Origin of the sequence: Priestia sp. 40, from assembly GCF_049368575.1 — a bacterium.
Taxonomy (GTDB): domain Bacteria; phylum Bacillota; class Bacilli; order Bacillales; family Bacillaceae_H; genus Priestia; species Priestia zanthoxyli.
Genome location: NZ_JBMPZA010000005.1, coordinates 1,618,385 through 1,630,998, shown reverse-complemented (window position 1 = coordinate 1,630,998; position 12,614 = coordinate 1,618,385). Strand labels below are relative to the sequence as shown.

Annotated in this window: 15 protein-coding genes; 10 read left to right on the top strand and 5 right to left on the bottom strand. The window is 38.4% G+C overall.

Annotation, left to right across the window (positions count from 1 at the left end; translation table 11 throughout):
• On the bottom strand, positions 1-1,002 hold the full coding sequence (locus tag ACO1DI_RS09595) for a M23 family metallopeptidase (protein ID WP_016765822.1): 1,002 nt from the start codon (positions 1,000-1,002) through the stop codon (positions 1-3).
• A gap of 316 nt (positions 1,003-1,318) precedes the next feature.
• On the opposite strand from ACO1DI_RS09595, the gene lipA reads away from it, so the two are divergent.
• Positions 1,319-2,218, top strand: a complete 900-nt coding sequence (gene lipA, locus ACO1DI_RS09590; protein ID WP_013059637.1) for a lipoyl synthase — start codon at positions 1,319-1,321, stop codon at positions 2,216-2,218.
• A gap of 344 nt (positions 2,219-2,562) precedes the next feature.
• Here lipA and ACO1DI_RS09585 read toward each other — a convergent pair whose 3' ends face one another.
• Positions 2,563-3,204: a YhcN/YlaJ family sporulation lipoprotein gene (locus tag ACO1DI_RS09585; RefSeq protein WP_423145209.1), complete on the bottom strand. Its 642-nt coding sequence runs from the start codon at positions 3,202-3,204 to the stop codon at positions 2,563-2,565.
• A gap of 196 nt (positions 3,205-3,400) precedes the next feature.
• On the opposite strand from ACO1DI_RS09585, the gene ACO1DI_RS09580 reads away from it, so the two are divergent.
• The gene (locus ACO1DI_RS09580; RefSeq protein ID WP_013059635.1) at positions 3,401-3,676 is read left to right on the top strand and encodes a YutD family protein; all 276 of its coding nucleotides are present in this window, start codon (positions 3,401-3,403) and stop codon (positions 3,674-3,676) included.
• 48 nt (positions 3,677-3,724) lie between these two features.
• Here ACO1DI_RS09580 and ACO1DI_RS09575 read toward each other — a convergent pair whose 3' ends face one another.
• Positions 3,725-3,991 carry a DUF3055 domain-containing protein gene (locus ACO1DI_RS09575; protein ID WP_013059634.1) on the bottom strand — a complete coding sequence of 89 codons (267 nt, stop codon included), beginning with the start codon at positions 3,989-3,991 and terminating at the stop codon, positions 3,725-3,727.
• Between the two features lie 162 nt (positions 3,992-4,153).
• Between ACO1DI_RS09575 and ACO1DI_RS09570 the strand changes: the two genes are divergently transcribed.
• Together ACO1DI_RS09570 and ACO1DI_RS09565 are read left to right on the top strand one after the other, a co-directional pair.
• A complete protein-coding gene (locus ACO1DI_RS09570; protein ID WP_014457896.1) occupies positions 4,154-4,591 on the top strand; it encodes a DUF86 domain-containing protein in 438 nt (145 codons plus the stop codon).
• A 74-nt stretch (positions 4,592-4,665) separates the two neighbouring features.
• Positions 4,666-5,436, top strand: coding sequence for a TIGR01457 family HAD-type hydrolase (locus tag ACO1DI_RS09565; protein WP_013059632.1), 771 nt, complete (start codon positions 4,666-4,668; stop codon positions 5,434-5,436).
• 37 nt (positions 5,437-5,473) lie between these two features.
• On the opposite strand, the gene ACO1DI_RS09560 is transcribed toward ACO1DI_RS09565, so the two are convergent.
• The gene (locus ACO1DI_RS09560; RefSeq protein ID WP_014457897.1) at positions 5,474-5,974 is read right to left on the bottom strand and encodes a phosphatidylglycerophosphatase A family protein; all 501 of its coding nucleotides are present in this window, start codon (positions 5,972-5,974) and stop codon (positions 5,474-5,476) included.
• Between the two features lie 176 nt (positions 5,975-6,150).
• On the opposite strand from ACO1DI_RS09560, the gene yutH reads away from it, so the two are divergent.
• The 5 genes from yutH to thrB all read left to right on the top strand — a co-directional run bounded on the left by yutH (position 6,151) and on the right by thrB (position 11,770).
• Complete coding sequence (yutH, locus tag ACO1DI_RS09555) at positions 6,151-7,152, top strand: spore coat putative kinase YutH (RefSeq protein WP_013059630.1); 1,002 nt, start codon at positions 6,151-6,153, stop codon at positions 7,150-7,152.
• A gap of 117 nt (positions 7,153-7,269) precedes the next feature.
• Positions 7,270-8,259, top strand: coding sequence for a 2-hydroxyacid dehydrogenase (locus ACO1DI_RS09550; RefSeq protein ID WP_014457899.1), 990 nt, complete (start codon positions 7,270-7,272; stop codon positions 8,257-8,259).
• Between the two features lie 240 nt (positions 8,260-8,499).
• The gene (locus ACO1DI_RS09545; RefSeq protein ID WP_014457900.1) at positions 8,500-9,801 is read left to right on the top strand and encodes a homoserine dehydrogenase; all 1,302 of its coding nucleotides are present in this window, start codon (positions 8,500-8,502) and stop codon (positions 9,799-9,801) included.
• Positions 9,801-10,862, top strand: a complete 1,062-nt coding sequence (gene thrC, locus ACO1DI_RS09540; RefSeq protein ID WP_025752680.1) for a threonine synthase — start codon at positions 9,801-9,803, stop codon at positions 10,860-10,862. Before ACO1DI_RS09545 ends, thrC begins: the two co-directional genes overlap by 1 nt.
• Positions 10,856-11,770 (top strand): homoserine kinase, encoded by a 915-nt coding sequence (thrB, locus tag ACO1DI_RS09535; RefSeq protein ID WP_423145208.1) that lies wholly within the window; start codon positions 10,856-10,858, stop codon positions 11,768-11,770. Before thrC ends, thrB begins: the two co-directional genes overlap by 7 nt.
• 89 nt (positions 11,771-11,859) lie before the next feature.
• On the opposite strand, the gene ACO1DI_RS09530 is transcribed toward thrB, so the two are convergent.
• On the bottom strand, positions 11,860-12,090 hold the full coding sequence (locus tag ACO1DI_RS09530) for a NifU family protein (protein ID WP_013059625.1): 231 nt from the start codon (positions 12,088-12,090) through the stop codon (positions 11,860-11,862).
• Positions 12,091-12,283: 193 nt separating this feature from the next.
• Here ACO1DI_RS09530 and ACO1DI_RS09525 point away from each other — a divergent pair, with 193 nt between their 5' ends.
• A complete protein-coding gene (locus ACO1DI_RS09525; RefSeq protein ID WP_226556344.1) occupies positions 12,284-12,610 on the top strand; it encodes a YuzD family protein in 327 nt (108 codons plus the stop codon).
• The last annotated feature ends 4 nt before the right edge of the window (positions 12,611-12,614 follow it).

Below are 12,614 nucleotides of genomic sequence, written 5' to 3'. Positions count from 1 at the left end.
TTATTTTTTCTTTAGTTCTAAACGATCATTTCGTTCCCACGTTCTTAACTGAGGATATGGGTCAAACGACCACTCATTTTTGCCGTTATCTTTATACATTCCATAATGCAAGTGAGGAGGGAATTTCCCAGAAGTTCCAGGAGGTCCATAACCGGAACTTCCTACTCCGCCAATGAGTGTTCCTGGTTCTACAATTTGTCCTACTTTTAAATTTTTTGCAAATCCGCTTAAATGAGCTAAATAGTGATAGTTATTATGAAGGTCACGAATACCGATTCGCCAGCCTCCGTATTTATTCCATCCTTTAAGCTCAATAATGCCATAGCAAGGGGATTTTACTGGAACTCCGTAATCTGCAAAAATGTCTGTTCCTTCATGGATTCGTTTTCCACCCCAGCCGCGCGCATCTCCCCATGTACTGCGGTAACTGTAGTTCGCACGGAGAGGCACAGGAAATGAAGAACCTTTTAAATCAATGCGACCGTAATGGCGAAAAATTTTAGCATTCCCCAAAATAATATCAACCGCTTTAGCCCGGTGATAATAGTTCCAAAGCGCAATTTTAATATAGTCTTCGGACACCCCGAACGTCCGAATATAATCTGCCATGGTAAAAAGCATATCTTCATCATTAAATTGGTCTGCTTTTTTGTCTCCGTTCCCATCTTTACCCATTCCCCCGAGGAGAGAAATAGTAAGTGGGTTTGTATCTTCCAAATTTGGATTTAAAGAACCTGACCATTTTTCTGGAGGATAATAAATGGCGATTGCACCTTTTTCTCTTGGAATATCTTTATGAGAGCGTCGAATATTTCGTTCATACTGGTCAATCCCAGCAAAGTAGTACCAGGGAATCGTAGTAGCGGCTTCCATTTGTTTATACAGCTCTAATCTTTTTTGAATAAGTATTTTTTCTTGATCTGCTGAAGATTCAGCTGTTACGTGGTGCCATCCTGTGAATATAGACATGAACATAAAAAGTAAGATAATCGTTTTGCGCATCGTGTTTCCCCCTTTCTAAAAATAGTGTGTAACACTAGTTTGCAGCGAGAAAAAAGATTTCATAAATATTAATTAATGGAAATCGCGTCAAAACTTTTTTAAAGAATTTTATTCAGAAGATAAATGGAAATTATACGGAGGATGAAAACGCACACATTTGAATGGAAAATAGAAGAAAACCGAGGAAAATAAAGAGCAGACAACTTGTCGAATCTCACTTTTTTATGATAAAGTGACATATAGTTATGTTTTTAATATGTAGTTAAAATTAAGCATATAGGTTATAGACATTTTCTAGATTGGTGGAGTTGATAATATGGCAACAAAAGAAGAGCATGTCCGCAAACCCGAGTGGCTGAAGATTAAGCTAAACACAAACGAAAATTACACAGGCTTAAAGAAAATGATGCGTGAGAAAAACCTTCATACAGTTTGTGAAGAAGCAAGATGTCCGAATATTCATGAGTGTTGGGCTGTTCGTCGTACGGCAACTTTTATGATTTTAGGAGAAGTATGTACACGTGCCTGTCGTTTTTGCGCGGTTAAGACAGGTTTACCAACAGAATTAGATTTAGAAGAGCCAGAACGCGTAGCAGATTCTGTTCAGCTAATGAACTTAAAACATGCGGTTATTACAGTAGTAGCTCGCGATGATTTAAAAGACGGAGGAGCAAGCGTATTAGCTGAAACAATTCGTGCGATTCGTCGTAAAAATCCATTCACAACAATTGAAGTATTGCCTTCTGATATGGGCGGTGTGGAAGAGAACTTACGTATTGTAATGGACGCACGTCCTGATATTTTAAATCATAATATTGAAACAGTACGCAGCCTTACGCCTCGTGTTCGTGCTCGTGCTAAATATGAGCGTTCTCTTGAGTTCCTTCGCCGTGCAAAAGAAATGCAGCCGGATATTCCTACGAAATCAAGTATTATGCTTGGTCTAGGAGAAACAAAAGAAGAAATTATTGAAACGATGGATGATTTGCGTGCAAATAATGTAGATATTATGACGCTAGGCCAATATCTACAGCCAACTAAAAAGCACATAAAAGTTCAAAAATATTACCATCCAAATGAGTTTGAAGAGCTAAAAGAAATTGCATTATCAAAAGGATTCAGCCATGTTGAAGCAGGTCCTCTTGTACGTTCTTCTTACCATGCAGATGAGCAAGTTAACGCTGCTGCAAAAAACAAAGCACAAGAAAGTAAATAAGGTAAAAAGAGGCTGGAACAAAAGTCGTTTAGCCGAAGTGAAAAACGAACCACTAATCAAACTGTTTGATTAGTGGTTCGTTTTTTTTTTGTTACGGTTAACGTAAAATTTATCTGTTTTGTTCCTTCTAGCAGTTGATTGGAGGGCAAGGCGAAGACTCCTGCGGGAACAGCGGAACAGGTGAGACCCCACAGGAGCGTACGCGACGAGGAGGCTCAGCGCCCGCCCGCGGAAAGCGAAGCCTTGCACGGAAATCAACTGCGGTGTCACAAGCGGTTCAGCTCATGTGTCTCATTTCTTCGTCTTTCGATCACATTCTTTTAGTTACGTCTCAACTTTTTTGTTTATTCCACCATATCTTTGTCCGTCATTGGTTCATTCAATTCGTTTTTCTCTCTTCCATTTGCATCTTCTCCGCCGTTCACTTTACGCCCTTGGGGAGATTTTAGCATTTGTTGAATAACGGCATCGATTCGTTTTCTAGCATCATTCGTTTGCGTATTCATTTCACTGATATTTTCAATTTGATCCATCTGTTTCGGATTATCTGAGACGTATACATGATAATAACGAGGAACTACAGACATAGCTGTACGTTTTACCTGATCGGCTGCGTTATTCCTGTTTTTAGCATCTGTTTTATAAGCAACAAGCACATCTTTATCAGTTACTAGCGTAGCGGCTTGCTTAATATCTGGTATAGCGGTGCTCAGTTTACTAATATTGTCGGCTGCTTCTTCTCGATTAAATGTTCCTACTTGGTTCATATTGGAATTTTGTTCATTTGTGTTTTTAGTGTATCGAACATATCCATAATTTGTACCGCTATTATTATTTGGATTATAATAGTGATTAGGCTCGTTTACATTAATGGCATCTGGGTTGTTTGGTGATAAATTTTCATTTTCAGCTGTGTTTTTATTTTGACAGCCAATGGTTAAAATGCTTGTTATCAAAGCGATTCCAAGAATAGATTTCTTCACCATTTCCACCTCCTGTAGTTAAATATCGTACGCCAGGTAAACCGGCGAACCTTCATGTGGAGCATAAAAGATCAGTAGGTGTACCGATAAAACTCCTACAGGATTAGAGTGCTGCTTATACGTGAAAAATTTCATGTTAATTGATGGTTTCATCATCATAATTATGGTATGGTAAATTTTAAGAGAAGAGGTGTGAGCAATGGTCTGTATCAATAATATTTGTTATGAAGTATTAAAAGATGAGCGCGAGGCATTTAATGAAGAGGCGTTTAGAGGTCGCTTTATCGACGTGCTGAGCCGCTATGACTATATTGTGGGAGATTGGGGATACAATCAGCTTCGACTGCGAGGCTTTTTTGATGACCGAAATCAAAAGGCAACGTATGATACGAAGATTAGTACGCTTCAAGACTATTTACATGAATATTGTAACTTTGGCTGTGCGTATTTTGTCTTAAAAAAAGTCCATAAGTAAAAAAAGGCAAGCCGAAGACACTAATTGTCCTTCACGCTGCCTTTTTTTTTAGATGATTTCATATAAAAATTCGCGAAGTTCCTGACCGTCTTCACTGTTTAATTTAAATACTTCTTCAAGATAGTTTGGTTCTTCAAGGTCATCTTGTCCAATGATGGCAAAGCGTCCTCCTTGAATATCAAGAACAACTTGTTTGCCATAATAACGGTCGGTTTGGATGATAGCTAAATCAAATCGTTGATTCTCGCCCATAAAGCTGACAAACCGGGTCTTTGTAGATACAACATCGTCATATAGATAAAAGCGTTCGCTCATAGGTATACTCCTTTCATAGGTTGTATTTGTATCATATCAAATAAGGTCAAAAACAAAAATGAATTTATCAAATGGATAATGGGTCATGATAAAATAGAACAGGAGCCCCGTTTGTTTATGAAAAAAGATTTATAGAGAGCTGACAACTAGGGAGGAAATAATATGTACTTTGTAGATCGTGAAAAAATAGAAGCTACGCTTGTTTTTTTTGATGAGCACGTTCGTTTGTTTGCTGAGCATGGGAGCTGGAACACAGAAATAGAGAAAAAGGCATTAGAGAGAATTGTACACCTTTTAATTGAAAACGTTTTAGATGTAGGAAATGCCATGATTGATGGGTTTATTATGAGAGATCCAGGCAGTTACGACGATATCATTGACATTTTAGTTGATGAGAAAGTGGTTAAAAAAGAAGAAGAAACGCCATTAAAAGAGATCGTTCAATTGCGTAAAAGCCTTGTTCAAGAATATGTGGATGTTAATCATCAGGACATTTATCAAAAAGTGATGCAGCATAAAGACGTACTGGCAGCATTTTCAGAGCGCGTAAGGACATATCTAGAGACAGAGTTAGGGCCTGTGTCTGCTTTTCGTAACTAAAGGCAAGCAATTTGTAGTTGTATAAAAAATAAGCTATGATTTCAAGTATGAGACTTGAAAGGAGATCACACAACATGAAGGAATATAAAGGATATTTGATTGATTTAGACGGAACAATGTACAAAGGAACAGAGCTAATTGCTGAGGCGCGTGATTTTGTTATTAAATTAAAGGAAAAAGGAATTCCTTATTTATTTGTAACAAATAACTCAACAAAAACGCCCGATAAAGTAGCTGAAAAGCTAGAGGCATTTGGCATTCCTGCAACAGAAGAGCAAGTGTTTACAACGAGCCAGGCAACAGCTAATTATTTACATGAACGCAAAGCAAACGCTTCAGCTTATGTAATTGGTGGAGAAGGAATCCGACATGCGTTGCTTGAAAAAGGATTTACCATTGAAGAGGAAGATACGGATTTCGTAGTTGTTGGTTTGGATCAGGAAATTACATATGAAAAATTAGCAAAAGCATGTTTAAACGTTCGAAACGGCGCCTTTTTTGTTTCAACGAACGGAGATATTGCAATTCCTACTGAAAGAGGCTTACTGCCTGGTAATGGATCTATCACGTCCGTTATTACGGTTTCTACTCAAACAAATCCAGTATTTATTGGCAAACCAGAAAGTATTATTATGGAGCAAGCCCTTGAAGTCATCGGTACGCCAAAAGAAGAAACAATCATGATTGGTGATTACTATGATACAGATATTTTAGCAGGGATGAATGCAGGCTTAGATACATTATTAGTCCATACAGGGGTAACAACAAGAGAGTTACTAGAAGGATATGAGAAAAAACCAACTTATACGGTAGATTCACTAAAAGAGTGGATGGAGCGAATTTAAAAAGCTGTCAATTGACAGCTTTTTTTGTTTTTAAAACCTATTCTTGACTGGCAGCCCGATGCGCTAACCGGCTAGAAGCAGCGGCGGCAATTGCGCCTACTAAATCATCTAAGAAAGTGTGGCACTCTCCAGTCGATTTATCGTTTAATCGTTCTAGAATACCTGGCTTTTGTTTATCAATATACCCGTAATTGGTAAAGCCGATTGATCCGTACACATTTACAATCGATAATGCTAAAATCTCGTCGATACCGTATAAACCTTCGTCTTTCTCAAGAATATCTAACAGAGGTGGCTCAATCACTTTTTTTTCCGTGAGGACATCTAGTTGAATACCCGTTAAAATAGCATTTTGAACTTCTCGTTTAGAAATGACGCGTTCAACGTTATATAAACATTCTTCGATTGTTAGGTTTGGGTGATATTTTTTTTGCAAGTAATAGACCAGTTCAGCAATGTCTGTAAGAGCCACGCCGCGTTCTATTAACCATTCTCTTGCTTTTTTTTCTAACTCACTTTGTGTATGTTTTTTCTCCAAGTATCATCACCTGTTTTCTATATATTTTTAAGTCTAAAGTTGTTTCATACTACTAACCCGGAGTAAATAACTATAAATGGTGTATTTCTAATCTATTCATTCCTCCGTAAATATTATGACAAGTAATGTTGTTTTCCATCATATAATTTCTTGAATGAATGAAGAGAGGGATTAAAATGATACAAACCATTTATGAGCATTACGGATTACGTCCAAATGAATTTATGCCCGTTGGTAAATTTGAAGGTTTTCAGTATCGAGATATTTTATATACAATCATTAATGTAAAGCAAATGGAGCAAGACGAGTTAAATGAACTATATCAAATGAGCCAATTTCTGATGGGGCAAGGTGATCGCCATGTGGCAACCTTTATGCCTAATTTGAATGGTGAAATGATTACAGAAACTGAAACTGAAAAATTTATCATTTGCCGCTGTCTTGCGGAAGAGAAAAACCCCAATTTTTCACCTGGGCACGAGCTAGCTGTTTTTCATCAAAAAGGGAGGCTGTTTCCTTATGAAGTGGAAAAAGCAAACCGGCTAGGGCAATGGAAGTCCATGTGGGAGAAGCGTCTCGACCAGATGGAGCAATTTTGGTATGGAAGATTACGTGCTTTACCTAATCAAGAGATGGAAAAACGTTTTTTAGAAACTTTTCCTTATTACCTAGGATTAACGGAAAATGCTATTCAATACCTAGTAGACACGGAAATTGACGATTTGCCTCGTTCAGTTGACGCTGCAACGATTTGTCACCATCGGTTCGGGCAAAAAACATGGGGGGAAGACTACGTTTACAAGCTCCCAGCAGACTGGGTCTTCGATCATCCTAGCAGAGATATAGCTGAATATATAAGGGAACAATATTTATTAACATACGCTGTCGATGAAAGGCACATGCATCAGTTTTTAAGTGAATACGAAAAGGTAAATCCACTTTCTTCTTTTTCATGGAGACTGTTATATGCTAGACTTCTTTTTCCTGTTCATTATTTTGAGGTTATTGAAGGGTACTACAGTGTACAAGATGAGCGGCAAAAACAAAAGTATTATGAGAAGCTGGAAGGAGTATTAGCTCATTCTTCTCACTACGAAGCTTTTCTGAAGCGCTTTTACCAGTCGGTGGGTATTTCAACGTCTCGTTATCACATTCCTGAATTAACATGGATTCATTAAAAAGCGATTACTATAGAATATGATAAAATAGAAAAATAGGTGTTGGATAATCCAACCCCGTTTTTCTATTTTGTTTTTGTGCATGCAGTTTAAAAAGGATAAAGAGGTGGCGTACATATGGACAAGCCGTTTGTATTTATTACGAGAAAAATACCGAATGAATTAATCGAACCTTTAAAGGCAGTAGCGAATGTGGAAATGTGGGATAAAGAAGATGAGGCAGTCCCTCATGAGCTGCTTCGTGAAAAAGCTAAACACGCACATGCGCTATTAACAATGCTTTCAGATCGTATTGATCGTGAATTACTTACGCAAGCTCCTCATTTAGAGCTTGTAGCTAACTTGGCGGTCGGATTCGATAATATTGACGTAGAAGCGGCAACTGAACGAGGAGTTATCGTTTCTAATACGCCTGATGTTTTATCTGATACAACAGCAGATTTAACGTTTGGTTTATTAATGAGTGTAGCTAGACGTTTAGTAGAAGCTGCTGAATATGTGAAAGAAAATCAGTGGAAAAGCTGGAGTCCATTTTTGTTAGCGGGTAGAGATGTTCATCATAAAACATTAGGTATTGTTGGAATGGGTAAAATTGGAGAGACGCTTGCGAAACGTGCTACAGGTTTTGATATGGAAATCTTGTACCACAATCGAAGCCGCAACCTTCAAGCAGAGAAAAAGCTCGATGCAGTTTATTGTGAGTTAAATGAGCTGCTCGAACGATCTGATTTTGTTGTGTGTTTGACACCTTTAACGGAGAAAACCAAACATTTATTTAATGTTTCAGCATTTGAACAGATGAAAAAAACTGCGATTTTTATTAATGCTTCAAGAGGAGCGGTGGTTGATGAGCAAGCATTGTTACAAGCGATTCAATCCGGTGAAATTGCTGGAGCTGGCTTGGATGTATTCGATCAAGAGCCTATTTCTGCTTCTCACCCTCTTCTTCAGTTGCCTAATGTTATAGGGCTTCCTCATATCGGCAGTGCGAGTATCGAAACACGTACGGAAATGATTTCTTTATGTGTTAAAAATATTAAAGCAGTACTTACAAACGAGTCTCCTATTACAATTGTAAACAAAGAAGCGTTTGCGAAAAAATCATAACAGAAAAAGGCAATTTCATTTCGGTGAAATTGTCTTTTTTTTATTAAAAAACAGTGGGAGCCATGTTATGATAATAAAATGAAATATTTTAAAAATTTACATTTATCTTTATATACCGATTTTTTTACGAGTTTACGAGAAAAGATGGCCAGTAAACCTTGTAAAAAAGAAAAATAAGGTCTATAATGTCCTCTATAAGAGAACAAATGTATACGTAGAAAGAACACAGAGGTGAGGAATATGACAAAAAGTATTTCAGTAGGATTATTAGGATTAGGAACGGTAGGAAGCGGAGTAGTCAAAATTATTGAAAATCATCAGGACAAATTAAGTCATCAAGTCGGGTGCCCAGTAGAAGTTAAAAAAGTAGTAGTTAAAGATATTGATAAGAAACGTGACGTAGAAATTAGTGAAGATAGATTAACAACGAATGTTGAAGACGTTTTACATAACGCGGAGATTGACGTTGTCATTGAAGTAATGGGTGGAGTTGAAGAAACAAGGGATTATATCTTAACAGCCCTTCGTAATAAAAAGCATGTTGTAACGGCAAACAAAGATTTAATGGCAGTTTACGGCTCAGAATTGTTAACGGTAGCTTCTGAAAACAACTGTGATTTATTTTATGAAGCAAGTGTAGCAGGCGGTATTCCAATTCTTCGTGGATTAGCAGATGGGTTAGCATCTGATCGTATTACCAAAATGATGGGAATTGTAAATGGTACAACAAACTTCATTTTAACGAAAATGACAAAAGAAGGAAGCGCTTATGATGAAGTGTTAAAAGAAGCGCAGGATTTAGGATATGCTGAAGCTGATCCAACTTCTGACGTAGGTGGTTTAGATGCTGCTCGCAAAATGGCAATCTTGGCTACACTAGGGTTTTCAATGAAAATTGACTTGGACGATGTTCGTGTTCAAGGTATTACAGAAGTAACGGAAGAAGACTTGCAATATAGTAAACAATTAGGCTATACGATGAAACTGATTGGATATGCACATCGTGACGGCGACAATGTAGAAGTTAGTGTTCAGCCAACTCTTTTAGCAGATACACATCCCCTTGCTTCCGTAAGCGATGAGTACAATGCTGTGTATGTATACGGAGAAGCTGTTGGAGAAACGATGTTCTACGGACCAGGGGCAGGAAGCCTGCCAACTGCCACTGCTGTCGTATCAGATTTAGTAGGCGTTATGAAAAACATGCGTTTAGGTGTGAATGGTAAAAGTGCGGTAACACCTCAATATCCAAAACAGTTAAAAGCAGAAGATGAAATGTTCTCAAAGCATTTCTTACGTATTCATGTTAAAGATCAAGTTGGCGCATTTGCAAAATTAACAACACTATTTTCAGAGCGTGGCGTGAGCTTCGAAAAAATTATCCAACTTCCTGTGAAAGGAAGCGAATTAGCTGAGATTGTTGTTGTTACACACAAAACATCTCAAAAAGATTATGAGGAAATCCTTCAGCAGCTTAGGGATTTACCAATTGTAGAAAATGTAAAAAGCAGTTACCGCGTAGAGGGAGTTGGCACAGTATGATGTGGAAAGGTCTATTAGCTGAATATAAAGAATTTTTACCTGTAACAGAGAAAACACCTATGCTTACACTACATGAAGGAAATACGCCTTTAATTCATCTTGCTCATTTATCAAAAGAGCTAGGCATTGACTTACATGTAAAAGTAGAAGGGCTAAATCCAACGGGGTCATTTAAAGACCGCGGAATGGTAATGGCTGTAGCCAAAGCAAAAGAAGAAGGAAGCAATACGGTTATTTGTGCATCCACAGGTAACACATCCGCAGCTGCAGCAGCTTATGCATCACGCGCTGGCATGCGCTGTATCGTTGTTATTCCAAATGGAAAAATTGCGATGGGGAAATTAGCTCAAGCTGTTATGTATGGTGCAGAAATTGTAGCAATTGAAGGAAACTTTGACCAAGCGCTTTCTATGGTTCGTAAGCTAAGTGAAACATCACCTGTTGCACTTGTAAACTCTGTAAACCCATACCGTATTGAAGGGCAAAAAACAGCTTCTTTCGAAATTTGTGAACAGCTTGGAAAAGCGCCTGATGTTTTAGCTATTCCGGTAGGGAACGCAGGGAACATTACAGCTTACTGGAAAGGATTCAAAGAGTACAGTGAGCGTCATCAAACGTCTCTTCCTCACATGCATGGTTTTGAAGCAGAAGGTGCAGCGGCGATCGTACGTAACCAAGTTATCGAAAACCCAGAAACAATTGCAACGGCTATTCGAATCGGAAATCCAGCAAGCTGGGATTATGCTGTAAACGCAGCAAAAGAATCAAACGGAAAAATTGATGAAGTAACAGATGAACAAATCTTAGAAGCATATCGTACAATTGCACGCAAAGAAGGCGTATTTGCAGAGCCAGGTTCTTGCGCTTCAATTGCTGGTGTATTCAAAGATGTAGCTTCTGGTAAAATTGCAAAAGGTTCAACGGTAGTAGCTGTACTAACAGGTAACGGATTAAAAGATCCAAACGTAGCAATCGATGCTCATAATGTAAAGCCAGTAGTTTTACCAAATGATGAAGAAAAAGTATTTGAGTATATCCAAGGTGTCGTTGCTTCATGCTAGAAAATGAGCGCTTTGTCATTACGGTCCCAGCTAGCTCTGCTAATTTAGGACCAGGATTTGATTCCATTGGAGTGGCTTTATCTCGCTACTTAAGATTAACAGTAGAGCGTCATGACGAATGGATTTTTATCCCTGAAACGAAAGAAGTGCAAAGTATTCCTACAGGTACAGATAACTTAATGTATGAAGTGGCACAAGACGTGGCTCGTCAATTTAACATTGATCTTCCAAGTGCGAAGGTCTCTGTTTGGAGCAACATTCCATTAGCGAGGGGACTTGGAAGCAGTGCATTGGCTATCGTAGCTGGAATCGAACTGGCAAATGTACTGTGTGACTTGCGTTTATCTAAAAGAGAAAAGCTTCGCATCAGCAGCTTAATGGAAGGACATCCCGATAACGTCAGCCCGTCTATTTACGGTGGCATCGTTGTTGGTTACCATCATGAAGATGAAACGTACATTGCTCAAATACCTGAATTTGATGTCGATATCGTGATGGCTATTCCAGAATATGAGTTAAAAACAACGGATGCTCGTGATGTGCTGCCTTCCGATATTAATTATCGTCATGCAGTAGAAGCAGGAGCGATCGGCAATATGCTAGTAGCAGCTCTGTTAAATAAAGATTTACCTCTGGTAGGCGAATTTATGGAGAAAGATTTATATCACGAACCTTATCGTATGAGACTCGTGCCAGAGCTTTCTCTTGTGCGAAAAGAAGCAAAAGCTCTCGGCGCATACGGTGTGTCACTAAGCGGAGCCGGTCCGAGTGTATTATGTTTAGCGCCAAAAGGAAAAGGAAAAGCGATTGCTGAACATATGTATGCTTTACTGCCGAACTGCGAAATAGATGTTTTACAAATTGATCGCAAAGGTGTATTTGTAGAAGCTGAAGTCACAACGAGTTAATAAAAAAATCCTCATTCATTTGAATGAGGATTTTTCATTCGCAAGCCCCAGTACAATGGGAGGTTGCTTTTATAATAAAATCAAAGAGATTAGAATACTTGTTCTACTTCAACTACACCAGGTACTTCTTCTAAAAGGGCACGTTCGATACCAGCTTTTAGCGTAATTGTTGAACTTGGGCAGCTTCCGCAAGCGCCTAAAAGACGTAATTTTACAATACCATCCTCTACGTCTACTAGCTCACAGTCTCCACCGTCACGAAGTAAAAACGGACGAAGTTTTTCTAATACTTCTTGAACTTGCTCGTGCATTTCTGACATAACTATCGACTCCTTTCTTCTACTCTTATTATAAACGGTCTTTCATGAAAAATCTATCGGAGTATACATCGTAATGTTACCTTAAAAGAAAAAGATGTGCAATGAATCAGTTTTGTGTAAAATAGTATTCATAATGAAGTAAAAGTGTGAATAATCGTACAGTTTATATGTAAAGATTCAAGGGGGATGTGCTATGCAATCAACTGAGGTAGAAGTGTGTATTTATGGAGCTGAAATTGTTTGTGCAAGCTGCGTTAACCTGCCGTCTTCAAAAGACACCTATGATTGGCTAGAGGCAGCTATTTCTCGTAAATATCCGAATCAGCCGTTTGCTATCACATATGTAGATATAAACGAGCCGCCTGCTGATCCGAAGAAAGCAGCTTTTGCCAAGCATGTGATTGAGGAAGATTTATTCTATCCTGTAGTGGTCATTAACGGAGAAATTGTTGGGGAAGGCAACCCGAAATTAAAGCGCGTATTTGAGGAAATGGAGAAGCATGGTTTCTGCGCTTCATAACGAT